Origin of the sequence: Achromobacter spanius (assembly GCF_029637605.1) — a bacterium.
GTDB lineage: Bacteria > Pseudomonadota > Gammaproteobacteria > Burkholderiales > Burkholderiaceae_B > Achromobacter > Achromobacter spanius_E.
Window position 1 is genome coordinate 6,122,447 of the sequence record NZ_CP121261.1, and the last position, 24,698, is coordinate 6,147,144.

The 24,698-nt window shown below is 62.9% G+C and carries 21 protein-coding genes; 20 read left to right on the forward strand and 1 reads right to left on the reverse strand.

Annotation, left to right across the window (positions count from 1 at the left end; genetic code table 11):
- Positions 1–386: 386 nt before the first annotated feature.
- The 15 genes from gyrA (at position 387) to cysM (ending at position 17,006) form a co-directional block, all read left to right on the forward strand.
- Entirely contained in the window at positions 387–3,071 is a 2,685-nt protein-coding gene (gyrA, locus tag P8T11_RS27390; protein ID WP_268079155.1) for a DNA gyrase subunit A, read from the forward strand.
- Positions 3,071–4,201, forward strand: a complete 1,131-nt coding sequence (gene serC, locus P8T11_RS27395; protein WP_268079154.1) for a 3-phosphoserine/phosphohydroxythreonine transaminase — start codon at positions 3,071–3,073, stop codon at positions 4,199–4,201. Before gyrA ends, serC begins: the two co-directional genes overlap by 1 nt.
- Positions 4,194–5,279, forward strand: coding sequence for a prephenate dehydratase (gene pheA, locus P8T11_RS27400; protein ID WP_268079153.1), 1,086 nt, complete (start codon positions 4,194–4,196; stop codon positions 5,277–5,279). The genes serC and pheA overlap by 8 nt, the downstream gene beginning before the upstream one ends.
- 9 nt (positions 5,280–5,288) lie before the next feature.
- Complete coding sequence (hisC, locus tag P8T11_RS27405) at positions 5,289–6,410, forward strand: histidinol-phosphate transaminase (RefSeq protein WP_268079152.1); 1,122 nt, start codon at positions 5,289–5,291, stop codon at positions 6,408–6,410.
- A complete protein-coding gene (locus tag P8T11_RS27410; RefSeq protein WP_268079151.1) occupies positions 6,407–7,309 on the forward strand; it encodes a prephenate dehydrogenase in 903 nt (300 codons plus the stop codon). The genes hisC and P8T11_RS27410 overlap by 4 nt, the downstream gene beginning before the upstream one ends.
- Positions 7,310–7,314: 5 nt before the next feature.
- The gene (gene aroA / locus P8T11_RS27415) at positions 7,315–8,637 is read left to right on the forward strand and encodes a 3-phosphoshikimate 1-carboxyvinyltransferase (RefSeq protein ID WP_268079150.1); all 1,323 of its coding nucleotides are present in this window, start codon (positions 7,315–7,317) and stop codon (positions 8,635–8,637) included.
- Positions 8,638–8,649: 12 nt separating this feature from the next.
- Complete coding sequence (gene cmk / locus P8T11_RS27420) at positions 8,650–9,360, forward strand: (d)CMP kinase (RefSeq protein WP_268079149.1); 711 nt, start codon at positions 8,650–8,652, stop codon at positions 9,358–9,360.
- Between the two features lie 217 nt (positions 9,361–9,577).
- Entirely contained in the window at positions 9,578–11,290 is a 1,713-nt protein-coding gene (gene rpsA, locus P8T11_RS27425) for a 30S ribosomal protein S1 (protein WP_006225145.1), read from the forward strand.
- 3 nt (positions 11,291–11,293) lie between these two features.
- The gene (locus P8T11_RS27430) at positions 11,294–11,653 is read left to right on the forward strand and encodes an integration host factor subunit beta (protein ID WP_046802728.1); all 360 of its coding nucleotides are present in this window, start codon (positions 11,294–11,296) and stop codon (positions 11,651–11,653) included.
- Positions 11,654–11,792: 139 nt separating this feature from the next.
- Entirely contained in the window at positions 11,793–12,107 is a 315-nt protein-coding gene (locus P8T11_RS27435; protein ID WP_006225143.1) for a LapA family protein, read from the forward strand.
- Between the two features lie 60 nt (positions 12,108–12,167).
- The gene (gene lapB, locus P8T11_RS27440; RefSeq protein WP_268079148.1) at positions 12,168–13,382 is read left to right on the forward strand and encodes a lipopolysaccharide assembly protein LapB; all 1,215 of its coding nucleotides are present in this window, start codon (positions 12,168–12,170) and stop codon (positions 13,380–13,382) included.
- Positions 13,379–14,320, forward strand: a complete 942-nt coding sequence (rfaE1, locus tag P8T11_RS27445; protein ID WP_268079147.1) for a D-glycero-beta-D-manno-heptose-7-phosphate kinase — start codon at positions 13,379–13,381, stop codon at positions 14,318–14,320. Before lapB ends, rfaE1 begins: the two co-directional genes overlap by 4 nt.
- Positions 14,317–15,306 carry an ADP-glyceromanno-heptose 6-epimerase gene (gene rfaD / locus P8T11_RS27450; protein WP_268079146.1) on the forward strand — a complete coding sequence of 330 codons (990 nt, stop codon included), beginning with the start codon at positions 14,317–14,319 and terminating at the stop codon, positions 15,304–15,306. Before rfaE1 ends, rfaD begins: the two co-directional genes overlap by 4 nt.
- Positions 15,307–15,493: 187 nt before the next feature.
- A complete protein-coding gene (locus P8T11_RS27455) occupies positions 15,494–16,015 on the forward strand; it encodes a ComEA family DNA-binding protein (RefSeq protein WP_268079145.1) in 522 nt (173 codons plus the stop codon).
- A gap of 82 nt (positions 16,016–16,097) precedes the next feature.
- A complete protein-coding gene (cysM, locus tag P8T11_RS27460; protein ID WP_100857887.1) occupies positions 16,098–17,006 on the forward strand; it encodes a cysteine synthase CysM in 909 nt (302 codons plus the stop codon).
- Between the two features lie 98 nt (positions 17,007–17,104).
- Here cysM and mltB read toward each other — a convergent pair whose 3' ends face one another.
- Positions 17,105–18,259, reverse strand: a complete 1,155-nt coding sequence (mltB, locus tag P8T11_RS27465; protein WP_268079144.1) for a lytic murein transglycosylase B — start codon at positions 18,257–18,259, stop codon at positions 17,105–17,107.
- Between the two features lie 10 nt (positions 18,260–18,269).
- Here mltB and P8T11_RS27470 point away from each other — a divergent pair, with 10 nt between their 5' ends.
- From P8T11_RS27470 to P8T11_RS27490, 5 genes are all read left to right on the forward strand, one after another.
- Positions 18,270–19,193 carry a histone deacetylase family protein gene (locus P8T11_RS27470; protein ID WP_268079143.1) on the forward strand — a complete coding sequence of 308 codons (924 nt, stop codon included), beginning with the start codon at positions 18,270–18,272 and terminating at the stop codon, positions 19,191–19,193.
- 70 nt (positions 19,194–19,263) lie between these two features.
- Complete coding sequence (locus tag P8T11_RS27475) at positions 19,264–20,013, forward strand: electron transfer flavoprotein subunit beta/FixA family protein (protein WP_268079142.1); 750 nt, start codon at positions 19,264–19,266, stop codon at positions 20,011–20,013.
- On the forward strand, positions 20,013–20,942 hold the full coding sequence (locus P8T11_RS27480) for an electron transfer flavoprotein subunit alpha/FixB family protein (RefSeq protein WP_268079141.1): 930 nt from the start codon (positions 20,013–20,015) through the stop codon (positions 20,940–20,942). The genes P8T11_RS27475 and P8T11_RS27480 overlap by 1 nt, the downstream gene beginning before the upstream one ends.
- A 197-nt stretch (positions 20,943–21,139) precedes the next feature.
- Positions 21,140–22,831, forward strand: a complete 1,692-nt coding sequence (gene aspT, locus P8T11_RS27485; protein ID WP_268079140.1) for an aspartate-alanine antiporter — start codon at positions 21,140–21,142, stop codon at positions 22,829–22,831.
- Positions 22,832–22,856: 25 nt separating this feature from the next.
- The gene (locus P8T11_RS27490; protein ID WP_268079139.1) at positions 22,857–24,683 is read left to right on the forward strand and encodes a bifunctional aspartate transaminase/aspartate 4-decarboxylase; all 1,827 of its coding nucleotides are present in this window, start codon (positions 22,857–22,859) and stop codon (positions 24,681–24,683) included.
- The last annotated feature ends 15 nt before the right edge of the window (positions 24,684–24,698 follow it).

A 24,698-nucleotide genomic window follows, 5' to 3' on the forward strand; every position in this document is an offset into this window, starting at 1 on the left:
GATAAGTGACTCGCAGCGAACCCCCGCCGCATATCAGGAAAACGGGGCCAGTATAGCAACGCCAAGAGCTGGTTCAAAGTATTAGCTACTGGGTTTCCTGCGTGCTGGAAACAATCTTAAGGCATTTGGGGGCCTTTGGCTTCCCTGGAGAGCCGCATTAATGCTGGATACGACGTTTTCGGCGCTCGTTCGGTTTTCCATGTTGGTTTTTGACAACAGGGCCGAAGGGCACCATTGGGCGGCCAAACAGGCGGCCTGATCGATGGGCCAGTCGAGCGCCTGGCGGGTTCCTGCGGCAACCCCGTCAAACGGGAACGGAATCGAATGATAGAATTTCCTGTTTACCCGGCCCGGGTTCCTCCTTACACGATTCTGTCGTTATATATATGGATTCCTTTGCCAAGGAGACGCTTCCGGTTTCGCTGGAAGAAGAGATGCGCCGCAGTTACCTCGATTACGCGATGAGCGTGATCGTTGGGCGGGCGCTACCGGATGTGCGGGACGGGCTCAAACCCGTCCACCGGCGCGTGCTCTACGCGATGCATGAGCTGAACAACGACTGGAACCGCGCTTACAAGAAGTCAGCGCGTATCGTCGGGGACGTTATCGGTAAGTACCACCCCCACGGTGACCAGTCGGTTTATGACACCATCGTCCGCATGGCGCAGGATTTCTCCATGCGCTACATGCTTGTGGACGGCCAGGGCAACTTCGGCTCCATCGACGGCGACAATGCCGCGGCGATGCGTTACACCGAAATCCGCCTGGCGAAGATCGCCCACGAGTTGCTGGCCGACATCGACCAGGAAACGGTGGACTTCGGCCCCAACTACGACGGCAGCGAACAAGAACCGCTGCTGTTGCCGTCGCGCCTGCCCAACCTGCTGGTCAACGGCAGCTCGGGTATTGCCGTGGGCATGGCCACCAACATTCCGCCGCACAACCTCCAGGAAGTCGTCGACGGCTGCCTGTACTGCCTGCGCAATCCGGCCTGCACGGTCGATGAACTCATCGAGATCATCCCGGCGCCGGACTTCCCCACGGGCGGCATCATCTATGGCATGTCCGGCGTGCGCGAAGGCTATCGCACGGGGCGCGGTCGCGTCATCATGCGCGCCAAGACGCACTTCGAAGACATGGAAAAGGGCAACCGCCAAGCCATCGTCATCGACGCGATCCCCTACCAGGTCAATAAGAAGACGCTGCAGGAACGCATTGCCGAGCTCGTCAACGATAAGAAGATCGAAGGTATCTCCGATATTCGCGACGAGTCCGACAAGGACGGCATGCGCCTGGTCATCGAGCTCAAGCGCGGCGAGGTGCCCGAGGTTGTGCTCAACAACCTGTACAAGAACACGCAGTTGCAAGACACCTTCGGGATGAACCTGGTGGCGTTGGTCGATGGCCAGCCCCGCCTGCTCAACCTGAAGCAGATGATCGATTACTTCCTGCAGCATCGCCGCGAAGTGGTCACGCGCCGCACGGTGTTCCAACTGCGCAAGGCCCGCGAACGCGGCCACGTGCTGGAAGGCCTGGCGGTTGCGCTGGCGAACATCGACGATTTCATCACCATCATCAAGGCCGCTCCGACGCCTCCCGTCGCGCGCCAGGAATTGATGGCGAAGTCTTGGGATTCGTCGCTGGTGCGCGAGATGCTTTCGCGCGCCGACGGCGACACGCCGGGAGGCCGCGCGGCTTTCCGTCCGGACGACCTGGGTACCGAGTTCGGCCTGCAGGGCGACGGCATGTACCGCTTGAGCGATACGCAGGCTCAGGAAATCCTGAACATGCGCCTGCAACGCCTGACCGGGCTTGAGCAGGACAAGATCGTCGGCGAATACAAGGACATCATGTCCACCATCGCCGACCTGCTCGACATCCTGGCCCGCCCCGAGCGCATCACGACCATCATCAGTGACGAGCTCCAAGCCATCAAGGCAGAGTTCTCGACGAACACCAAGGACTCGCGCCGCGCGGAAATCGAACTGAACGCGACCGAACTCGACACTGAAGACCTGATCACGCCGACCGACATGGTCGTGACCCTGTCGCACGGTGGCTACATCAAGAGCCAGCCGTTGTCCGAATACCGCTCGCAAAAGCGCGGTGGTCGCGGCAAGCAGGCCACGGCGATGAAGGAAAACGACTGGATCGACCAGTTGTTCATCGCCAATACGCACGACTACCTGCTGTGCTTCTCGAACCGCGGCCGCGTGTACTGGCTGAAGGTCTGGGAAGTGCCGCAGGGCACGCGCAACTCGCGCGGCAAGCCCATCGTCAACATGTTCCCGCTGGCTGACGGCGAGAAGATCACCGTGGTGCTGCCGGTCAAGGAATTCAGCGAAGACCACTACGTCTTCATGGCAACCTCGCGCGGCACGGTCAAGAAGACCCCGCTGTCCGATTTCTCCAACCCGCGCAAGGCCGGCATCATCGCCGTCGACCTTGACGATGGTGATTACCTGATCGGCGCCGACCTTACCGACGGCAAGCACGATGTCATGCTGTTCTCGGATTCGGGCAAGGCGGTGCGCTTTGACGAAAACGATGTGCGTCCCATGGGCCGAAACGCCCGTGGCGTGCGCGGCATGATGCTGGAAGAAACGCAGACCGTCATTGCATTGCTGGTTGCCGGGGACGAAACGCAGACCGTGCTGACCGCCACCGAAAACGGTTACGGCAAGCGCACGCCCATCGGCGAATACACGCGCCATGGCCGTGGCACGAAGGGCATGATCGCCATCCAGACCACCTCGCGTAACGGCAAGGTCGTGGGCGCGGTGCTGGTCAACCCGACCGACGAAATCATGCTGATCACCACCGGTGGCGTCCTGGTGCGTACCCGCGTCGCGGAAATCCGCGAAATGGGCCGCGCGACCCAAGGCGTCACGCTGATCAACGTGGATGACGGCAGCACGCTGTCTGGCGTGCGTCGTGTTGTGGAAAGCGATGCGGACGACGACGGTGAACTGGACGAAGACGTCCAGGCCGAAGGCGGCGCGACGGAAGGCGGCGACGACAGCAACGGCGCAGCGGACTCGACGGATTCGACGGAACCTACGGAGCAATAATGGCCCGCCCCTGGAACTTCTCGGCAGGCCCCTCGGCCTTGCCCGAGGTGGTATTGCAGCAAGCAGCAGCTGAGATGCTGGATTGGCATGGCAGTGGCATGTCGGTGATGGAAATGTCTCATCGCGGCAAGCACTTCGTGCAAATCTGCGACGAAGCGGAATCCGACCTGCGCGATCTTCTGGGCTTGCCCGCCGATTACGCGGTCATGTTCATGCAAGGCGGCGGTTCCGGGGAAAACGCCATCGTTCCCATGAATCTCATGGGGCGCCGCGGCACACCGGCCGCGGACTTCGTCGTGACGGGCCATTGGTCCAAGCGGTCGTACAAGGAAGCTGGCCGCTACGGCAGCACCCATGTGGCGGCAAGTAGCGAACAAGCCATCCAGCTGGATGGCCGCGAGCAGGCTCCGCTGACCTGGGTGCCGCCGGTCGATACCTGGAACGTGCGCAAGGAATCGGCCTACCTGCACCTGTGCAGCAACGAAACCATAGGCGGCGTCGAGTTCATGGACTGGCCCGACACCGCTGCGCTGGGTGCGCCGGACGTGCCGCTGGTGGTCGATGCATCGTCGCATTTCCTGTCGCGTCCGATGGACGTGACGCGCTGCGGCATGATGTATGCTGGCGCGCAGAAAAACGCGGGCCCGGCAGGCGTGACCATGGTCATCGCCCGCCGCGACCTGATCGGCCACGCCCTGCCGATCTGCCCGTCGGCGTTCGATTACGCCAACGTGGCCGCCGAACATTCGCGTTACAACACGCCCCCCACTTTCGCGATCTATGTCGCGGGCCTGGTGTTCAAGTGGGTCAAGGCCAACGGTGGCGTGGCGGGCATGGAAGCCGCCAACAAGGCCAAGGCCGACTTGCTGTACGGCTACCTGGACAGCAGTAATTTCTATCGCAATCCCATTCATGCGCCCGTGCGTTCGCGCATGAACGTGCCGTTTGTGCTGCGCGACGAATCGCTGAACGACGCCTTTCTGCAAGGCGCCGATGCGGCGGGTCTGACCCAGTTGAAAGGGCACAAGAGCGTGGGCGGCATGCGCGCGTCCATTTACAACGCCGTGCCCCTTGCCGGGGTGTCGGCGCTGGTCGAGTACCTGAAGGAATTCGAGCGCCGCTATGGATGACGATCTGCAGCGCAAGCTGCGCCCCTTGCGCGAACGCATTGATGCGTTGGATGCGCAAATCCTCGAACTCTTGTCGCAGCGCGCCAGTGCCGCCCTGGAAGTGGGCGAGGCCAAGCATGCCGCGCAGGCCGATGGCCCGGTGCTGCGCCCCGAGCGCGAAGCCGAGGTCATTCGCCGTTTGCAGCAGATCAACCCCGGCCCCTTCCCGAATGCGGGCGTGGCGTCGGTCTGGACCGAGATCATCTCGGCCTGCCGGGGGTTGGAGCGCGGCATGACTGTTGCTTATCTTGGCCCGCAAGGCTCGTTTTCCGAGCAGGCGGCGCTGGAGCATTTCGGCCATGCCGTGCAGAAACTACCGTGCGTATCGTTCGACGAAGTGTTTCGCGCGGTCGAGGCCGGCCAGGCGGATGTGGGGATGGTCCCGGTGGAAAATTCCACCGAAGGCGCGGTCAACCGCAGCCTGGATCTGTTGTTGAACACGCCGCTGACGATTCTGGGCGAGCGTTCGCTGGTGATCCGCCATTGCCTGATGTCGCAATCGGGCGGCATGGACGGCATCAAGACCATCTCGGCGCATCCGCAGGCGCTGGCTCAGTGCCAGGGCTGGCTGACGCGCAACTATCCTGATGTGGACCGCGTCGCGGCGTCCAGCAATTCCGAAGCGGCGCGCGCCGCGGCGGGCGACCCGACCATTGCCGCAATCGCCGGCGAAGTGGCCGCACCCGCCTGGAATCTTGAGGTGATTGCGTCCGGCATCCAGGACGATCCGCACAATCGCACCCGCTTCCTGGCCATCGGCAACATCCAGCCGCTGGTCAGCGGCAAGGACAAGACCAGCCTGATCCTGGCCGTGCCGAACCGCGCGGGCGCCGTGTACGAAATGTTGGCGCCGCTGGCGGCCAATGGCGTGTCGATGACGCGCTTCGAGTCGCGCCCCGCACGCACCGGCCAGTGGGAATATTATTTCTACGTAGACGTTCTGGGTCACCGCAATGATCCGAATGTTGAGCGCGCCCTTGCCACGTTGCAGGCGCAGGTTGCCTACCTGAAGGTGCTGGGTTCCTACCCGGCACCGTGAGTCCACACCATGACCACCGCATCCAAGCCCCTCGTTGCCCCCGCGCACGTCAGCGCCATCGCGCCGTATCAGGCGGGCAAGCCCATTGAAGAACTGGCCCGTGAATTCGGGCTGGACCCGGCCGGCATCGTCAAGCTGGCCTCCAACGAAAACCCGCTGGGCATGCCCAAGTCGGCGCGCGCGGCCATGCTGGCCGCGGCCGAGTCCCTGGCCCGTTATCCGGACCCCAATGGCTTTGATCTGAAGGCAGCACTGGCCGAACGTTACGGCGTGCCGATGAACTGGATCACGCTGGGCAACGGCTCGAACGACATCCTGGAAATCGCGGCGCTCGCCTTGCTGGAGCCGGGCTCGTCGGCGGTATACGCGCAGCATTCGTTCGCGGTCTACCGCCTGGCCACGCAAGCGCGTGGCGCGCGTCACATCGTGGTGCCGGCCAAAGATTACGGCCATGATCTGGATGCGATGTTCGACGCCATTGCCGACGACACGCGCCTGCTTTTCATTGCCAACCCCAACAATCCCACCGGCACCTTTGTGTCGGGCGACAAGGTCACCGCGTTCCTGGAGCGTGTGCATGCTGCCCACGGCGATCGCGTCACCGTCGTGCTGGACGAGGCCTACAACGAATACCTGGATCCGGAACACCGCTTCGACAGCACCGCGCTGGCGCGTCGTTTCCCGAACCTGATCATCTCGCGCACGTTCTCCAAGGCTTACGGGCTGGCGGGGCTGCGCGTGGGCTTCTCGGTGTCGCAGCCGCCGCTGACCGACTTGCTGAACCGAGTGCGTCAGCCCTTCAACGTCAACACGCTGGCGCAAGCCGCCGCGATTGCCGCGTTGGGCGATACCGCCTATTTGGAAGAGGCCTATGCCTCGAACAAGTCGGGCAAGGCGCAACTGTGCGCCGCGTTTGACCGCCTTGCGCTTCGCTACGTGCCTAGCTATGGCAATTTTGTGCTGGTGCATGTGGGTGATGCGCCCCGCATCAATCTGGAATTGCTCAAGCGCGGCGTGATCGTGCGCCCCGTTGCGGGTGACGGTTTGCCGGAATGGTTGCGCGTGTCGATCGGCCTACCCGAAGAGAACGCCCGCTTTATTGATGCCCTGACCGACATTCTGGCCACATGAACGACGCGTTACCTTCTACCGATCAGGGGGCCGCTGGCCCCCTGATTCCTGTATTGGCCGTGGTGGGCGTTGGCCTCATCGGCGGGTCGTTCGCCGCGGCATTGCGTCGGGCGGGTCAGGTCGGTCGGGTTCTGGGTGTCGGGCGCAGCGCATCGTCGCTGGAGCGGGCGGTCGAACTGGGCCTGATCGACGAAGCCGTCAGCGCGGAAGACGCGGCGGCGCGGGCAGATCTTGTCCTGCTGTCCACGCCGGTTGGTGGCTTGAAAAACGTGTTGTCACGGATGCTGCCGCATCTGGGCGCGGCCACGGTAGTGACTGACGCGGGCAGCACCAAGGCCGAAGTCGTCGACGCTGCGCGTGAAGCCCTGGGCGAGCGGGTCGGGTGCTTCGTGCCCGGTCACCCGATCGCCGGCGCCGAGCGCACGGGCCCCGAGGCCGCTGATGCCAAGCTCTACGCCGGCCGCACGGTCATCCTGACGCCGCTTGCCGAAAACAGCGCCGCGTCCATCAGCCTGGTGCGCCAGGCATGGCAGGCCTGCGGTTCAAGCGTGATCGATATGGATGCTGCCGCGCATGACCGAGTGCTGGCGTCGGTCAGCCATCTACCGCACTTGCTGGCGTCGGTGTACATGGAGCAGGTGGCCACGGCAGCTGACGCCCGCACCCGGCTTGACCTCGCGGGTAGCGGTTTTCGTGATTTCACGCGCATCGCGGCAGGTTCGCCGGAGATGTGGCGCGATATCTTCCTATCCAATCGCGATGCGATGCTGGCCGAGCTTGCTGACGTGCGCGCCGTGTTGGATCGCGCCGAACGTGCCATTGCCGATGGCGACGACGCGGCGTTGCTGGCATTGTTGGATACGGCGGCCCAAGCGCGCCGTAACTGGCAAAAGGAGTAGCTGAAATGGGCGCTTTGCCTTATCTGGACCTTCCGCGCGTGCGGCAAGCGCGGGGCGTGCTGGCCTTGCCGGGTTCCAAGAGCATTTCCAATCGCGTGCTGCTGTTGTCGGCGATTGCCGAGGGCAGCACCACCATTACCGGGCTGCTGGATTCCGACGATACGCGCGTCATGCTGGGCGCCTTGCGCCAATTGGGCGTGCAGGTGTCCGACTTGGATGCCGGCAGCGTCACCGTGCAGGGCGTGCGGCGCTTTCCGGTGGAAAGCGCTGACCTTTTCATGGGCAACGCCGGCACGGCGATACGTCCGCTGACTGCCGCGCTGGCGCTCATGGGTGGCGACTACCGCCTGTCGGGCGTGCCGCGCATGCACGAACGGCCCATCGGCGATCTGGCGGACGCTTTGAATGCCTTGGGCGCCAGTATTGATTACCTGGGTCAGCCGGGTTATCCGCCGCTGCACATTGGCCAGGGCCAGATCTCGGATGATGCGGTGGCACGCGTGCAGGGTTCGGTGTCGAGCCAGTTCTTGACCGCCTTGCTGCTGGCGGCGCCCTTGCAAGCAGGCCGTAGCGGTAAGCCGGTAACGATTGAAGTGGTCGGCGAGCTGATCTCCAAACCCTACATCGAGATCACGCTGAACCTGATGGCACGCTTTGGCGTGCAGGTGCGGCGCGACGGCTGGACCCGCTTTGTGGTCGACGGCGGTGCAGGCTATCGCAGCCCAGGGCAGATCGCGGTGGAAGGCGATGCCTCCACTGCGTCTTACTTCTTGGCACTTGGCGCGATCGGCGGCGGCCCATTGCGGGTAACGGGCGTGGGCGCCGACAGCATTCAGGGCGACGTGGCGTTCGCCGATACGCTGGCGCAAATGGGTGCAAATGTTGCGTACGGACCCGACTGGATCGAGGTTTCCGGCGTGCTTGTGGCCGACGGTGCGCGTTTGAAAGCCTTCGACACGGATTTCAATCTGATCCCGGACGCGGCCATGACCGCCGCCGCGCTGGCGCTATATGCTGATGGCCCGTGCCTGCTGCGCAACATTGGTAGCTGGCGCGTGAAGGAAACCGACCGCATTCACGCCATGCAGACCGAGCTTGAAAAGCTTGGCGCCCATGTGGAGTCGGGGCCGGATTGGCTACGTGTCATTCCGCCCGCCCAGGATGCCTGGCGCGATGCGCAGATCGGCACCTGGGATGACCATCGCATGGCAATGTGCTTTTCGTTGGCGGCGTTTGGGCCGGCGGCCGTCCGGATCATGGATCCCGGCTGCGTCAGCAAGACGTTCCCGGGTTATTTTGATGTTTACGCAAGCCTGGTCTCGGCCTAGCGCACTTTCCACATGACTTTGATTTCATCGACTGATTCCCCCGCCGCCGTCATCACCATCGATGGCCCCACCGCGTCCGGCAAGGGCACGGTGGCGCATCGCGTCGCCAAGGCACTGGGCTGGGCGGTTCTGGATAGTGGCGCGCTGTACCGCCTGACCGCCTTGGCCGCGCTCAAGCAAGGTGTGCCTGCCGACGACGAAGCCGGCGTGGCGCGTGTGGCGGAAACCCTGGATGTTCAGTTCGACGGCCCGCACGTCTATCTGGCGGGGGTGGATGTCGGGCATGACATCCGTCACGAGGAGGTGGGTAATTTTGCTTCCCGCGTGGCGGCGTTCCCCGGCGTGCGCCGTGCTTTGCTAGAGCGCCAGCGTGCCTTCCGACTGCCCCCAGGGCTAGTTGCGGACGGCCGAGATATGGGCACGGTGGTCTTTCCCGATGCGTCCCTGAAGGTGTTCCTGGTTGCCGACGTGGTGGCCCGGGCGGAGAGGCGGCGTAAGCAGTTGATCGAAAAGGGAATTTCTGCTAATCTAGACGACCTTCTGCGAGACATGCGCGAGCGAGACGCCCGCGATACCGAACGCGCTACGGCGCCGCTGGCTCCCGCAGCAGACGCACACGTACTGGATTCGTCTAATTTGACGATTGCTGAAACGGTGCAGGCAATACTGGATTTTTGGCAGCAAGAGCAAGGCAAGGGTGGGTTGTTAAGCCCGGAGGGCTGAAACCCGCTCTGGCATTGGTAGGTTTTAGCCAATGCAGCCACGCCAAAACATCCAGGCCAAGATTTTTTACTTGATTAGGCCCTGTCCTAGCCAGGCGCAACCCCCACGGGCCACCCCGCAGGGCAAACCGGCAGGCAGGTATTTTGACTCCACTGTGGCGGGCAATCCGCTGCGGTGTGTTCTTAACGGCCATTTCGGCCCAATGGATTTCAACCCCATGTCTTCCGTTTCCACTACCGCCACCGGCGGCGAAAGTTTCGCCGACCTTTTCGCACAAAGCCTCAAGAGCCAGGACATGAAGTCCGGCGAGGTCATCAGCGCCGAAGTCGTGCGCGTCGACCATAATTTCGTCGTCGTCAACGCCGGCCTGAAGTCCGAAGCGCTGATCCCCCTGGAAGAGTTCCTGAATGACCAGGGCGAGCTCGAAGTGCAACCCGGCGATTTCGTCTCGGTGGCCATCGATTCCCTGGAAAACGGCTACGGCGACACCATCCTGTCGCGTGACCGCGCCAAGCGCCTGTCGGCCTGGCTGCAGCTGGAAAAGGCCCTGGAAAACGGCGAACTGGTTACCGGCACCATCACCGGCAAGGTGAAGGGCGGCCTGACCGTCATGACCAACGGCATCCGCGCGTTCCTGCCGGGTTCGCTGGTGGACCTGCGTCCGGTCAAGGACACCACCCCGTACGAAGGCAAGACCCTCGAATTCAAGGTCATCAAGCTCGACCGCAAGCGCAACAACGTTGTGCTGTCGCGTCGCCAGGTGCTGGAAGCCAGCATGGGCGAAGAGCGTCAAAAGCTGCTCGAAACCCTGCACGAAGGTGCTGTGGTCAAGGGCGTGGTCAAGAACATCACCGACTACGGCGCGTTCGTTGACCTGGGCGGCATCGACGGCCTGCTGCACATCACCGACATGGCATGGCGTCGTGTGCGTCACCCGTCCGAAGTCCTGCAAGTGGGTCAGGAAGTCGAAGCCAAGGTTCTCAAGTTCGACCAGGAAAAGAGCCGCGTCTCGCTGGGCGTCAAGCAACTGGGCGAAGATCCGTGGGTGGGCCTGGCTCGCCGCTACCCGCAAGGCACCCGCCTGTTCGGTAAGGTCACGAACCTGACCGACTACGGCGCGTTCGTTGAAGTCGAAGCCGGCATCGAAGGCCTGGTTCACGTCTCCGAAATGGACTGGACCAACAAGAACGTCGACCCGCGCAAGGTTGTTACCCTGGGCGAAGAAGTCGAAGTCATGGTCCTGGAAATCGACGAAGACCGTCGTCGTATCTCCCTGGGCATGAAGCAGTGCCGTCAGAACCCGTGGGAAGAGTTCGCCACGAACTTCAAGCGCGGCGACAAGGTCCGCGGCGCCATCAAGTCGATCACCGACTTCGGCGTGTTCGTCGGCCTGCCTGGCGGCATCGACGGCCTGGTTCACCTGTCCGACCTGTCGTGGACGGAAACGGGCGAAGAAGCCGTGCGCAACTTCAAGAAGGGCGACGAGATCGAAGCCGTGGTTCTGGGCATCGATACCGACAAGGAACGCATCTCGCTGGGCATCAAGCAGCTGGAAGGCGACCCCTTCAACAACTTCGTCGCCACGTTTGACAAGGGCGCGGTTGTTCCGGGCACCATCAAGTCCGTCGAAGCCAAGGGCGCTGTGGTTACGCTGTCCGTGGACGTTGAAGGCTACCTGCGCGCTTCCGAGATCTCCTCGGGCCGCGTTGAAGATGCCACCACCGTGCTGAACGCCGGCGAAAACATCGAAGCCATGATCGTCAATATCGACCGCAAGACGCGTTCGATCCAACTGTCGATCAAGGCCCGCGATAACGCCGAAACCGCCGATACGATCCAGCGCATGTCCGACGCCAGCGCTTCGTCCGGCACCACCAACCTCGGCGCGCTGCTGAAGGCCAAGCTGGACCAACAGCGCAACGACGGTTAATTCGTGACCAAGTCGGAGCTGATCGCCGCCTTGGCGGCCCGCTATCCTCAGCTGGCCGCCCGCGACACCGATTACGCCGTCAAGACCGTGCTGGATGCAATGACCCAGGCCCTGGCCTCGGGTCAGCGCATCGAGATCCGCGGTTTTGGCAGCTTTTCGTTGTCGCAGCGGTCTCCCCGCATCGGCCGCAATCCGAAGTCCGGCGAACAAGTGCTGGTGCCTGGTAAACAGGTGCCGCATTTCAAGGCAGGCAAGGAATTGCGCGAGCGGGTTGACCTGGTCGGCGGCAACGATGAGGACGCCCAGTCCTCAGGATCGGGTGAACCGATGACGTCAATGGCAAGCTTGCACGCCATGCACTGACGAATCGGCTAGTAAGGCTGCCTACGGGCAGATCGGACCGAGAACAGGCCCCTTGAGAAATCAAGGGGCTTTGTTTTTTTTCTTCGACTGTTAAGACGTCGCTTACAATTGACAGTCTTGAATCTCTGGAGCATGCGTCATGCGCTATCTCGTCTGGGCCCTGCGATTGCTCGTGTTTATTGCCGTATTGATGTTCGCCTTGAAGAACACCGATCCGGTTGCCGTGAAGTTCTATGCGGACTACGTCGTGCAAGATGTGCCGCTGATCGTCGTGATGCTGGTTGTGTTCGTTGCCGGCGCCTTGTTCGGCCTGTTGTTGACCGTGCCCGCCGCCATGCGTCGCCGCCGCGAAGCCATGCGCTTGCGCCGCGAGCTGGACCGCGTCCAGGCCGCCGTCAACGGCACCACGCCCGTCGTGCCGCCCGAAGCCGTTGCACCGATGTCGCCGCTCTGATGGCGGGCCGATCACCGCACGTCCTGTATCCCGCACTGAATTACCGCAAGAGCCCGAACCGTGGATTTTGAACCTTGGTGGTTGATTTTCGTGCCGGTGTTGTTTGCGCTGGGCTGGCTGGCCGCGCGCTTCGATATCCGGCAGATGCTTCGGGAAACCCGCAGCCTGCCTGACTCTTATTTCCGGGGGCTGAATTTCCTGCTCAATGAAGAGCCGGACCGCGCGATCGACGCCTTTGTCGAAGTCGCCAAGCTGGACCCGGAAACCACGGAGCTGCACTTCGCGTTGGGCAGCCTGTTCCGCCGGCGCGGGGAAATGGAGCGCGCCATCCGCGTGCACCAAAGCCTGCTCAGCCGCTCCGACCTGCCTGACGCCGAACGCGAGCACGCCCAGCATGAACTGGCGCAGGACTTTCTCAAAGCCGGCATGCTGGACCGCGCCGAAAGCGGTTTCGAGCAGTTGAAGGACACGCGCTACGCGCTGCCTGCGCTGCGTTCCCTGATCCGCATCTTCGAGTCCGAGCACGACTGGCCGCGCGCGATCGAAGCGGTCAAGACCTTGCAGGGCCTGGTCGACGAGCCGGTGCCGCAAATCGTGCACTATTACTGCGAGCAGGCGCAAACCGCGCTATCGGCCAAGCCCGCGGATGTGGATGCGGCGCACAAGGCGCTGGATGCTGCCGACCATGCCTTGTCGACCACCGATGCCACGGTAGGCAAGGGCGCCATGGTGCGCACCGCCATGCTGCGCGCCCGCCTGGCGTCGTTGGAGCAGGACCCGAAGCGCGAACGGCTTTATCTGGAATCGGTCATGACCGACGCGCCCGAATTCGCGGGTCTGGTGGCCGAGCAACTGCTGGCCAACTATCGCGCAGCCAATCAGATCGAGGCGGGCCTGGATTTCCTGATGAAGCAATATCAGCGCCACGCCTCGTTGGACCTCTTCAACGTCGTGTTCCGCGAACTGCGCGCGCAGCAAGGGTCGGAAGTGGCCTGGGCGTTCGCGCGCGGCGCGTTGCGCAGCCACCCGTCTTTGCTGGGCCTGGACCGCTTGCTGGAAGCCGAATTGGCCAATCCGGAAGGTGGCACCGAAAAGGGGCCGGTACCCGGCGCCGACCTGACGCTGCTGCGCAGCCTGATTCACAAGCATACGCAACGCCTGGACCGCTATGCGTGCCGCAGTTGCGGTTTTCAAGCGCGTCGTTTTTACTGGCAATGTCCCGGCTGCAACGCCTGGGAGACCTATGCGCCGCGCCGCCTGGAAGAACTTGAATGAAGCCTTTTCCCGCCGAAGCCATTTCCCAAGGCCGCGTCCTCGTGGTTGGCGACGTGATGCTGGACCGTTACTGGTTCGGTGAAGTCGAACGTATTTCGCCGGAAGCCCCCGTGCCCGTGGTGCGCGTTGCGCGCCGTGAAGACCGCCTGGGCGGCGCCGCCAACGTGGCGCGCAACGTCGCGGCGCTGGGTGGCCAGGTGACCCTGGTGGGCGTGCTGGGTGCGGACGAAGCAGGCGACAGCATTCGCCGCCTGTCCGCCGAAGCCGGTATTCATACCGACCTGATCGCTGACCCGTCCCTGCATACCACGCTGAAGATGCGCGTGCTGGGCCGCCAACAGCAATTGCTGCGCGTGGACTTCGAGCAGCATCCTGAATCCGCCGCCTTGGATAGCGTGGATGCCGCGCTGGCCCGGCATCTGGCCAATCACGATGTCGTGGTGCTGTCCGACTATGCCAAGGGCGTGCTGACGCGCGTTGAATCGCTTGTGGCCATGGCCCGCCATGCCGGCATTCCGGTGCTGGTGGACCCGAAGGGCGACGACTATTCGCGCTATCGCGGCGCGACGCTGGTCACCCCCAACCGGGCGGAAATGCAGCAGGCCGTGGGCCGCTGGAATTCCGAAGCCGAATTGACCGATCGCGCGCAACGCTTGCGCGCCAATCTTGACCTGGAAGCACTGCTTGTGACGCGTTCCGAGCAGGGCATGACATTGTTTACCGATGCGGGACGCGACCACATTGATGCGCAGGCGCACGAAGTGTTCGATGTGTCCGGCGCAGGCGATACGGTGCTGGCCACCCTGGCGGTTTCACGCGCCATCGGCTTGCCGTGGACCGAGTCGATGGGCTGGGCCAACAAGGCCGGCGGCATCGCCGTGGGCAAGCTGGGCACGTCCGTCGTTACCGCCGCGGAATTGGCAGGAGAATCCTCATGATCGTCGTAACCGGAGCCGCGGGCTTCATAGGCAGCAACCTGGTGCGCGGGCTCAACCGCCGCGGCATCCATGACATCATCGCGGTTGACGATTTGACCGAGGGCGACAAGTTCGTCAATTTGGTCGATTGCCAGGTCGCCGACTACATGGACAAGGACGACTTCCGCCGCCGTGTGGCTGACGGAAGCTTGCCCGAGGTGCGTGCGGTGCTGCATCAAGGCGCGTGCTCGGACACGACCGAGCGCAACGGCCGCTACATGATGGACAACAATTACCGCGTCACGCTGGAACTGTTCGAGTTCTGCCAGGCGCGCCGCATTCCGTTCCTGTATGCCTCGTCCGCCGCCGTCTATGGCGCGTCGTCGGTCTATGTGGAAGACCCGGCCAACGAAGGGCCGCTGAACGTCTATGGCTATTCCAAGCTGCTGTTCGATCAGGTGCTGCGCAAGCGCATGGACAGCCTGAGGGCGCAAGTCGTGGGTCTGCGCTACTTCAACGTCTACGGTCCGCACGAACAGCACAAGGGCCGCATGGCCTCGGTGGCGTTCCATAACATGAACCAGTTCCTGGAGCATGGCCACGTGCGGCTGTTCGCGGGCTGGGACGGCTATGTGGATGGCGGCCAAAGCCGCGACTTCATCTCGGTCGAAGACGTGGTGGCGGTCAACCTGCACTTTTTGGATCACCCCGAGCAATCCGGCATCTTCAACTGCGGCACGGGGCGGGCGCAGCCGTTCAATGACGTGGCCGCCGCGGTCGTGAACACGCTGCGCGCCGAACGGGGAGAGGCCGAGTTGACCTTGGCGCAACTGGTGGAACTGGACCTGATTCGCTATATCCCGTTCCCCGACGATCTCAAAGGGCGCTATCAGAGCTACACGCAGGCCGATGTCACGCAACTGCGTGCCGTCGGTTTTCAGGCGCCCATGCGGGATGTGCAGACGGGCGTGGCCGAATACGTTCGGTATTGGCGCGCTCGCCGCTGATATCGCGCTAAGGCGCCATGACAAGAAGCCACCCTTGAGGTGGCTTTTTTTTGCCCCCGAATTGCTTCGCCCGCGTAGTTCCCGAGGTGGATCATTCCATTCACTGCGCGGCCCAAAAGCGGGTCGGGAAGCCATGATCTGGGTGTGGTTCGGCACCTGCCGCGCCCATTCTTTCTGGAGACTTCCCATGAACGCTTTTTCCGTACCCACCGTCGCCCGGCGCTCCTTGACCATGCCCTGGCACAAACGCCATTCGCGCCAGGCGGCCGCGGGCACGCAAGGCGGGCGCCGCTTGTGGCAGCACACCCTGGGTGCGATCCTGCTCATTGGCGGCCTCGGTTTCGCCGCACCCGAAGCGCGGGCGCTGGATGTGAACCAGGCCAGCGCGCAGCAATTGGAGACCATCCGCGGTATTGGTCCCCGCACGGCCGAGATCATCATCAACGAACGCGAGCGGGGCGGCCGCTTTGATTCGTTCGAAGACCTGGCTGAGCGTGTGCGCGGTATCGGCGAGAAGAAGGCAAAGGCACTGGAAGCGGCCGGCTTGCAGGTGGGTGAAGGGGATGCCGCGGCCAATGCAACCGGTGCTGCGGCACCGGCGGCCCCGGCCGCAGCGCCAAGCAGTGCGGCCGCTTCCAAACCGGCCGACAAGCCCGCCAACCGGCCGGCCTCCGGCAAAGCCGCGACCCCACCGCCCAGCCGGCCCTGACGCCAGCCGGCAGTCTGGGAACCCCTGGCACGAGCGCGGCTTTTGCCCGCGCTCGCTGTCGGGCGGAGTTATGATCTTTCGCATGACTACTACCTACCCCACTATCGAGCAGACCGTCGGCAATACGCCTTTGGTGCGTTTGCAGCGCATTCCCGGTGCCGCGGGCGCCGCGCGTGGCAACGTCATCCTGGCCAAGCTGGAAGGCAACAACCCCGCCGGTTCCGTGAAGGACCGCCCGGCCTTGTCGATGATCCAGCACGCGGAAGCGCGCGGCGACATCAAGCCGGGCGATACCCTCATCGAAGCCACCAGCGGCAACACCGGCATCGCCCTGGCCATGGCGGCCGCGATGAAGGGCTACCGCATGATCTTGATCATGCCCGACAACCTGTCGGTGGAACGCCGTGCGGCCATGGCGGCTTATGGCGCCGAGCTGATCCTGACGCCGGCCGACAAGGGCGGCATGGAGTATGCCCGCGACCTGGCCACCGAGATGCAGGCGGACGGCAGGGGCGTGGTGCTGGACCAATTTGCCAACCCCGATAATCCGCGTGCGCACGTGGAATCCACCGGTCCGGAACTCTGGACGCAAACCGATGGGCGCATTACCCACTTTGTCAGCGCCATGGGCACCACGGGCACCATCATGGGGGTGTCTACCTACCTGAAGTCGCGCAATCCGGCCGTACAGATTGTCGGTGCGCAGCCGGCCGAAGGTTCGCAGATCCCCGGTATCCGCAAGTGGCCCGAGGCCTATTTGCCCAAGATCTTCGACCGCAGCCGTGTGGATGCCTACGAATCCATCGAGCAGTCGGAAGCCGAAACCATGGCGCGCCGCCTGGCGGCGGAAGAGGGCATCTTTGGCGGTATCTCGTCCGCGGGCGCGCTGGTTGCCGCGTTGCGCGTGGCCGAGCGCGTCAATGACGCGACCATCGTGTTTATCGTCTGCGACCGTGGCGACCGCTACCTGTCGACGGGCGTCTTCAACTAAGCCTGTCTTGGCTCGGGCCGCCAGCCCAACCCACAACAAAATCGCCCCGTCATGAACGGGGCGATTTTTTTCAGGTCGGGATATCAGCGGGTGGCGGATCAGTGGGCGACCCGCGCCTGGATCTCGTAGGCCAGGTCCGCCACCGAGGTGGCGTAGAAATAGCTGCGGTTGTACTTGGTCAAGGCGAAGAAGTTGGGCGTGCCGACTCGGTATTGGGCCGTGCCTCGTGCTTCCTCGACCAGGTCGACAACGCCCAGGGGCTGTGTGCTCCAGCCCGCGCTGGATGCGCCCGGTTGCAAGCGCGCGCCGGCCGCCGACAGCGTGTTCCAACTTTGCTTGGGCTCCAGCCCGCCGTCCACCAGGGCGGTTGGATCCGCCGGCAGCACCACGGGCGCGAAGACCGGCAAACCGCGTTGCCAGCCATGCTGGGCCAGGAAGCTGCCCACTGACATGACGGCGTCCTGCGTGTTGCTCGTCAGGTTGATATGGCCGTTGTCGTCGCCATCCACCGCGTAATGCATGATGCTGGTCGGCATGAACTGCGGCATGCCGATGGCGCCCGCATACGAGCCTTGCGTTTCAAGTTCCAGCTTGTCTTTCATGACCAGCGTCAGGAAGTCCGCCAGTTGGCCGCGGAACATCGTGGCGCGTTCGGGCTTGTTGGGGTCGGGGTAATCAAAGGCGAGCGTGGCCAGCGCGTCCAGTACCCGGAAATTGCCCATGTTGCGGCCGTACAGGGTTTCAACGCCGATGATCGACGCGATGATCGGCGCCGGCACGCCGAAGCGCTGGGCCGCCTGGTTGAGCAGGTCGCGGTTTTCGTTATAGAAGTCCACGCCCCAACTGATACGTTTGGGCTCCACGAAGCGCGAGCGATAGGTGAGCCAGCTACGCCAGATTTTCTTGCCCGGTGGTGACGGAGCGATCAAGCGCGACACCGTGGCGTTGTAGCGCGAGCTCTCAAGCGCCTTGACCATCGGGTCCAGCGGCAATTGGCGCTCGGCCGCCAGTTCCTCGACGAAGGTGCGCACTTCCGGGCGCAGTACGCCGGTGGCGGTCAGTGTGGCGGGCGCGTCGTCCGGCAGTTCGGAACCTGGTGTCGGCGTGGTGGGTCCGATGCGGATTGCGCCGTTGGCGGAGGCGGCCGTGGGTTGGGCCGAAAGCGAATTTGGAGCGGTGGGAGCGGTGGTGGAGCAGCCCGCCAGCAGGGCGGAGAGCGTTCCGAGTTGCAGTAATCGCCGACAGATGAACATAATCTTCCTTATGGAGACCATGTATCTTACCCACCCGACATGCCGCTTGCATGAAATGGGCAGTTGGCACCCCGAAAGCCCGCAGAGGCTGGACGCCATTTCCGACCAGTTGCTGGCCAGCGGCTTGATGCCTTATCTGGACGATCGGCAGGCGCCCCAGGCGTCGCGCCACGACCTGCTGCGCGTGCACACCGTCCAGTATCTGGACAGTTTGCGCGAACATACGCCGGACCAAGGGTATTACCCGATCGATCCGGACACGCTGATGAATTCCCACACCTATGAAGCCGCGCTGTACGCAGCGGGCGCAGGCGTGGCGGCCGTGGACGCAGTGATCGGCGGCGAAGCCCGCACGGCGTTCTGCGCGGTGCGTCCGCCCGGCCACCATGCTTGCCGTTCGCAGGCCATGGGGTTCTGCTTTTTGAACAACGTGGCGATCGCAGCGCGCCATGCGCTGGAATTCCACGGCCTGTCGCGCGTGGCCATCGTTGATTTCGATGTGCACCATGGCAACGGCACCGAAGACGTCTTCGCGGGCGACGAACGGGTACTGATGTGCAGTTTCTTCCAGCATCCGCTCTTTCCCAACAGCGGCACCGAGCAACCGGCGGCCAACATGGTGAACGTGCCCGTGGCCGCCTACACGGTGGGGGCCGCGGTCAGGACGATCGTCACCGACACCTGGCTGCCCAAGCTTGAGGCCTACCGCCCGGAATTGATCCTGGTTTCGGCGGGTTTCGACGCCCATCGCGAGGACGATATGGGCCAGATGGGGCTGGTGGAAGCCGACTACGCCTGGATCACCGAGCAGCTTGTAGAGGTGGCCGAACGGCATAGTCAGGGCCGGATCGTCAGCACGCTTGAAGGTGGTTACAACTTATCTGCCCTAGGGCGCAGCGTGGTTGCACATATACGAGCGCTGGCGAAGCTGTAGAATCAGGAAAAAATTGTGCAATGCGATCCCGGCGCATGCCGGGTATTTATTTCCATTTGGAGGCAGCGGGATGAAGGTGTTGGTACCTGTCAAGCGCGTCGTTGACTATAACGTCAAGGTGCGCGTCAAGTCGGATCAGACTGGCGTGGATATCGCCAATGTGAAGATGTCCATGAACCCCTTTGACGAAATCGCCGTCGAAGAAGCGACCCGGCTCAAAGAGAAGGGTGCCGTCGCTGAAGTCGTGGCGGTTTCTTGCGGCGTTGCGCAATGCCAGGAGACGCTGCGCACCGCCATGGCCATTGGCGCCGATCGCGGCGTGCTGGTCCAGACGGACGCCGAACTGCAGCCGCTGGCCGTGGCCAAGCTGTTGAAGGCCTTGGTCGACAAAGAGCAGCCGCAGTTGGTGATCTTGGGCAAGCAAGCCATCGACGACGATGCCAATCAAACCGGCCAGATGCTGGCCGCGCTGCTGGACTGGCCGCAAGCCACGTTCGCCAGCAAGGTTGAACTGGCCGATGGCAAAGTCACGGTCACTCGCGAAGTGGACGGCGGCCTGGAAACGTTGACGCTGACGTTGCCGGCTATCGTCACCACCGACTTGCGTCTGAACGAGCCGCGCTACGTCACGCTGCCGAACATCATGAAGGCCAAGAAAAAGCAGTTGGACACCGTCACGCCCGAAGAATTGGGTGTTGATTCCGCGCCGCGCCTGAAGACCCTGAAGGTCAGCGAGCCGCCCGCCCGCAAGGCCGGCATCAAGGTGGCCGACGTTGCGGCCCTGGTGGACAAACTCAAGAACGAAGCGAAGGTGGTCTGATGACGACGCTGGTTATTGCCGAACACGATAACGCCCAGTTGAAGGGCGCAACCCTGAACGCCGTCGCCGCCGCCGCCAAGATCGGAGGCGACGTGCATGTGCTGGTCGCCGGCGCCAACGCACGCGCCGTGGCTGACCAAGCCGCTGCCGCCGCCGGTGTCGCCAAGGTCCTGCTGGCTGACGCGCCGCAACTGGCCGACGGCCTGGCTGAAAACGTGGCTGCCCAGGTGCTGGCCGTGGCGTCGAACTACAGCCACATCCTGTTCCCGGCCACCGCGTCGGGCAAGAACGTGGCGCCGCGCGTGGCGGCCAAGCTCGACGTGGCGCAGATTTCGGACATCATCGGCGTGGAATCCGCCGACACGTTCCAGCGCCCCATCTACGCGGGCAACGCCATTGCCACCGTGCAATCGGCTGACGCCGTGAAGGTCATCACCGTGCGTACGACGGGCTTTGACGCCGTTGCCGCGCAAGGTGGCTCGGCCGCCGTGGAAGAGATCGCCGCCGTTGCCGATTCGGGCAAGTCCGCGTTCGTGGGCCGCGAAGTGGCCAAGAGCGACCGCCCCGAACTGGCCGGCGCTCGCGTCGTGGTCTCGGGCGGCCGTGGCTTGGGCAGCGCCGAAAACTTCAAGATCCTGGACCCGCTGGCTGACAAGCTGGGTGCCGCATTGGGTGCTTCGCGCGCCGCCGTCGACGCGGGCTATGCCCCGAACGACTGGCAGGTTGGCCAGACCGGCAAGATCGTCGCGCCGCAGTTGTACGTGGCCGTCGGTATCTCGGGCGCCATCCAGCATCTGGCCGGCATGAAGGACTCGAAGGTCATTGTGGCCATCAACAAAGATCCCGAAGCGCCGATTTTTGGCGTGGCGGATTATGGCTTGGTGGGCGACCTGTTCCAGGTCGTGCCGGAACTGACCGGCGCGCTGTAACGCACAGCGACTTCACTAGTATGAAAGCCCCGCGGACGCAGGTCCGCGGGGCTTTTTTTGATCTGCAATCTTCTTCGACTATTTGATATGCCTGTAGTATTTCTTTTGATTTTCTGAAAGATTCTGATAATGTGCTTCGCGCGCAGCAGGATTTTTCGCGCACGTGCTCGACCTGTACAGAACGAAGGAGATTCGGGATGGATTGGTTCTTTGAGACATTGCGTAAGTATCCAGAGTTGGCGGTTTTCCTTACCCTGGGCTTGGGGTATTGGATAGGAGCTAAAAAGCTCTTCGGATTTAATCTGGGCGCGGTAACGGGGACCTTGCTGGTGGGCGTGCTGGTCGGCCAACTTGATATCACCATCGCCCCGATTCTCAAGCAGGTGTTCTTCCTGCTCTTCCTCTTCGGTCTAGGCTACGGCGTCGGCCCTCAATTTTTCCGCGGCATGAAAAGCGATGGCCTTCCCCAGGTCATTTTCGCGGTCATCATTTGCGTCATCTGCTTGCTGGTCACCTGGGCCACGGCGGTGGGTTTCGGCTTTGACGCCGGTACCGGAGCCGGGCTGCTGGCGGGCGCGCAGACCATATCCGCTGTCATGGGCGTGGCAACGGACACGATCAACGGGCTTAGCGTGGACGCGGCGACCAAGAAGCAGTGGATCGACAGCATTCCCGTGGCCTATGCCGTCTGCTACATCTTCGGCACCGTTGGCAGCGCGTGGTTGCTGGCCTCGCTGGGCCCGAAGCTGATGCGCGTGGACATCGTCAAAGAGTGCAAGGAATACGAAGCCCAGATGTCTGGCGGCGGCGATTCCATGGAACTCTCGGGCTACCGCAAATTCACGGCGCGCGCCTACAAACTGGACCACACCGAACTCGTGGGCAAGACGGTTGGCGACCTGGAAGCACGCTTTGTCGACGCGCGCGTATTCGTCGAACGCATCCGCCGCGGCGATCAGATCATCGATAACGACTCCAGCACGGTGCTGCAGGCGGGTGATGTGCTGGGCGTGACGGGCCGCCACGACGCGCTGGTCTTGCAGGCGGGCGGCATCATCGGCAACGAAGTCGAAGACCGGGACGTGATCAACCTGCCGGCCGAGATTGTCGAGGTGGTGCTGACCAACAAGAACGTGGCCGGCAAGACCCTCAAGGAACTGGCGGAAAACGAGACCGTGCGCCAACTTGGCCGCGGCGTGTTCCTGCGCAAGGTGGTGCGTGGTGGGCACGAGATGCCGGTCAACTGGGGCCTGAAGCTGGACCGCGGCGACCGTCTCTTCGTATTGGGCGCGAAACGCGACGTTGAGCGGGTCGTGGGCAAGCTGGGCTATGTGGACCGGGCGACCGAGCAGACCGACATGGTCTTCGTGGGCTTCGGCATTTTGCTGGGCGGGCTTTTTGGCTCGCTGGTGCTGACGGTCAGCGGTATTCCCATCACCTTGTCGACCTCGGGCGGGGCGCTTATTTCCGGCCTGATCTTTGGCTACCTGCGATCCGTGCATCCTACCTTCGGTCGAGTACCGGAACCCGTGCATTGGTTCCTGACATCGGTTGGGCTGACCGCGTTCGTGGCCGTGGTCGGCATTACATCGGGGCCTGGCTTCGTGCAGGGCTTCCAGCAACTGGGCGCCAAGCTTTTTGTGGCCGGCATCATCGCCACCAGCGTGCCGATGATTTTGGGCGTTTTCATTGCCCGGTATGTCTTCAAATTCCATCCCGCCATCGTGCTGGGCGTGTGCGCCGGCGCCCGCACTACGACGGCGGCAATTGGACAAATCACGGAAACGGCGAAGAGCCAGGTGCCCGCCCTGGGCTACACGGTTCCTTATGCGATTGGCAATACCCTGCTCATTATTTGGGGCATTGTCATTGTCATGCTCATGACCTAGCGTTCCAAACCAGGAGTACTGAATAATGGCTACTACCTCGCCTCTTACTGTCAGTTTGGCCTCGGCTTTGAAGACCACCCGTTCGCGCCAGCGAGACCTGGAACAGCTGTCTCCGTTTGAACTGAAGGATTATCTGATCACCCTGGCCAAGGAAAATCAGCAAACAGCTGCCCTGACCATGTTGAACGCCGGACGTGGTAATCCAAATTGGATTGCCACCGAACCGCGCGACGCATTTTTCCTGATGGGCCAATTTGCCATGAAGGAAGCGCGCCGCGTGCGCGATGACGCCATCCTGGCGGGCATGCCGGCCAAGAAGGGCTGCGCCGACCGCCTGCGTAAATTCCTGTCCAAGCACAAGGGCGAGAACGGCTACGACTTTCTGGTGGGCGTGCTTGAGTATGGCGTGAAGATCAAGAGCTTTGATCCCGACGAGTGGATCCACGAGCTTACCGACAGCATCATCGGTGACAACTACCCCGTGCCGCCGCGCGCGCTGGTGCACATTGAACAGATCGTGCATGACTACCTGATCAAGGAAATGTGCGATGGTCGCCCCCCGAAGGGCAAGTTCGATTTGTTCCCGGTCGAAGGTGGCACCGCCGCCATGTGCTACATCTTCGATTCGCTGATGCAGAACGGCTTGTTGAAGCAGGGCGACACCATCGCGCTATTCCTGCCTACGTTCACGCCCTATATCGAAATTGCGCACCTTGAGCGCTTCCAGTTCAAGATCGTCGCCATCAACGCCAGCAGCGTGCGCGCCGACGGCACGCATGACTGGCACTATCCTGCCTCTGAAATCGCCAAGCTGGAAAATCCGAAGATCAAGCTTGCCGTCACGGTGAACCCCAGCAACCCGCCGTCGGTGGCGTTCAACGCGGTCGAGATGAAGCAGATCGTGCGCTTGATCCGCAAGAATCCGGACCTGGTGCTGGTGACCGACGACGTGTACGGCACCTTTGTGCCGAACTTCCGTTCGCTGATGGCCGAGGTGCCGCACAACACCATCTGCGTGTATTCCTTCTCGAAGAACTTCGGCTGCACGGGCTGGCGTCTTGGCGTGATTGCCACGCACGAGAAGAACACCATGGACAGGCGTATCGCCGAGCTGCCCGCGGCATGGAAGCAGCGGCTGAACAAGCGCTATGGCGCCATGACGATGGAACCCGAAAAGCTGAAGTTCATTGACCGCATGGTGGCCGACAGCCGCAATGTGGCGCTGAACCACACGGCTGGCCTGTCGCTGCCGCAACAGGTGCAAATGGGGTTCTTCGCGTTGTCGCACCTGCTGGATCTGAAGGATTCCTACAAGCATCTGACCATGGAGATCGTGCGCGCCCGCCGCGACGCGCTGTGGAGTGGGCTGGGCATACCGCTGCCGCCGGAAGACCCCGCCCGCGCCTGGTATTACGTGGAACTGGACTTCATGGTGTGGGCCAAGGTCATGTATGGCGACGCCTTCTGCAAGTACATGACTTCGAACTACGAGCCGGTGGATTTCCTGTTCCGGCTGGCTGAAAAAACCGGCGTGGTGCTGATGGACGGTGGCGGGTTCGGTGGGCCGCCGTGGTCGATCCGCATCTCGCTGGCCAATCTGGACGACGCGGATTACGCCAAGATCGGCAAGTACATGGTCGAGTCCGCGACGGAGTACGTCGAGGCATGGAAGGCATCCGAGCTGGTGCGTTCGGGCCCGACCGCCGGCAAGGGACAGACTGTGAAGGCGGTCGCCGCCAAGCGCGTGGCCAAGAAGGCGGCGAAGAAGGTAGCCAAGACGGCGGTGAAGAAAGCGGTGAAGCAGGCGGACACTGCCGCCAAATCCGCCAAGAAGGCCACGACTCGCAAGTAGACAACCACCACAGGC

Bases quoted from the DNA above. Each gene is read 5' to 3' on its own strand.
- hisC (WP_268079152.1), top strand. From the start codon at position 5,289: ATGACCACCGCATCCAAGCCCCTCGTTGCCCCCGCGCACGTCAGCGCC.
- P8T11_RS27455 (WP_268079145.1), top strand. From the start codon at position 15,494: ATGAACGCTTTTTCCGTACCCACCGTCGCCCGGCGCTCCTTGACCATG.
- rfaD (WP_268079146.1), top strand. From the start codon at position 14,317: ATGATCGTCGTAACCGGAGCCGCGGGCTTCATAGGCAGCAACCTGGTG.
- pheA (WP_268079153.1), top strand. From the start codon at position 4,194: ATGGATGACGATCTGCAGCGCAAGCTGCGCCCCTTGCGCGAACGCATT.
- rpsA (WP_006225145.1), top strand. From the start codon at position 9,578: ATGTCTTCCGTTTCCACTACCGCCACCGGCGGCGAAAGTTTCGCCGAC.
- gyrA (WP_268079155.1), top strand. From the start codon at position 387: ATGGATTCCTTTGCCAAGGAGACGCTTCCGGTTTCGCTGGAAGAAGAG.
- serC (WP_268079154.1), top strand. From the start codon at position 3,071: ATGGCCCGCCCCTGGAACTTCTCGGCAGGCCCCTCGGCCTTGCCCGAG.
- P8T11_RS27410 (WP_268079151.1), top strand. From the start codon at position 6,407: ATGAACGACGCGTTACCTTCTACCGATCAGGGGGCCGCTGGCCCCCTG.
- rfaE1 (WP_268079147.1), top strand. From the start codon at position 13,379: ATGAAGCCTTTTCCCGCCGAAGCCATTTCCCAAGGCCGCGTCCTCGTG.
- cmk (WP_268079149.1), top strand. From the start codon at position 8,650: ATGACTTTGATTTCATCGACTGATTCCCCCGCCGCCGTCATCACCATC.
- P8T11_RS27490 (WP_268079139.1), top strand. From the start codon at position 22,857: ATGGCTACTACCTCGCCTCTTACTGTCAGTTTGGCCTCGGCTTTGAAG.
- P8T11_RS27475 (WP_268079142.1), top strand. From the start codon at position 19,264: ATGAAGGTGTTGGTACCTGTCAAGCGCGTCGTTGACTATAACGTCAAG.
- P8T11_RS27470 (WP_268079143.1), top strand. From the start codon at position 18,270: ATGGAGACCATGTATCTTACCCACCCGACATGCCGCTTGCATGAAATG.
- aspT (WP_268079140.1), top strand. From the start codon at position 21,140: ATGGATTGGTTCTTTGAGACATTGCGTAAGTATCCAGAGTTGGCGGTT.
- mltB (WP_268079144.1), bottom strand. From the start codon at position 18,259: ATGTTCATCTGTCGGCGATTACTGCAACTCGGAACGCTCTCCGCCCTG.
- P8T11_RS27480 (WP_268079141.1), top strand. From the start codon at position 20,013: ATGACGACGCTGGTTATTGCCGAACACGATAACGCCCAGTTGAAGGGC.
- P8T11_RS27435 (WP_006225143.1), top strand. From the start codon at position 11,793: ATGCGCTATCTCGTCTGGGCCCTGCGATTGCTCGTGTTTATTGCCGTA.
- cysM (WP_100857887.1), top strand. From the start codon at position 16,098: ATGACTACTACCTACCCCACTATCGAGCAGACCGTCGGCAATACGCCT.
- aroA (WP_268079150.1), top strand. From the start codon at position 7,315: ATGGGCGCTTTGCCTTATCTGGACCTTCCGCGCGTGCGGCAAGCGCGG.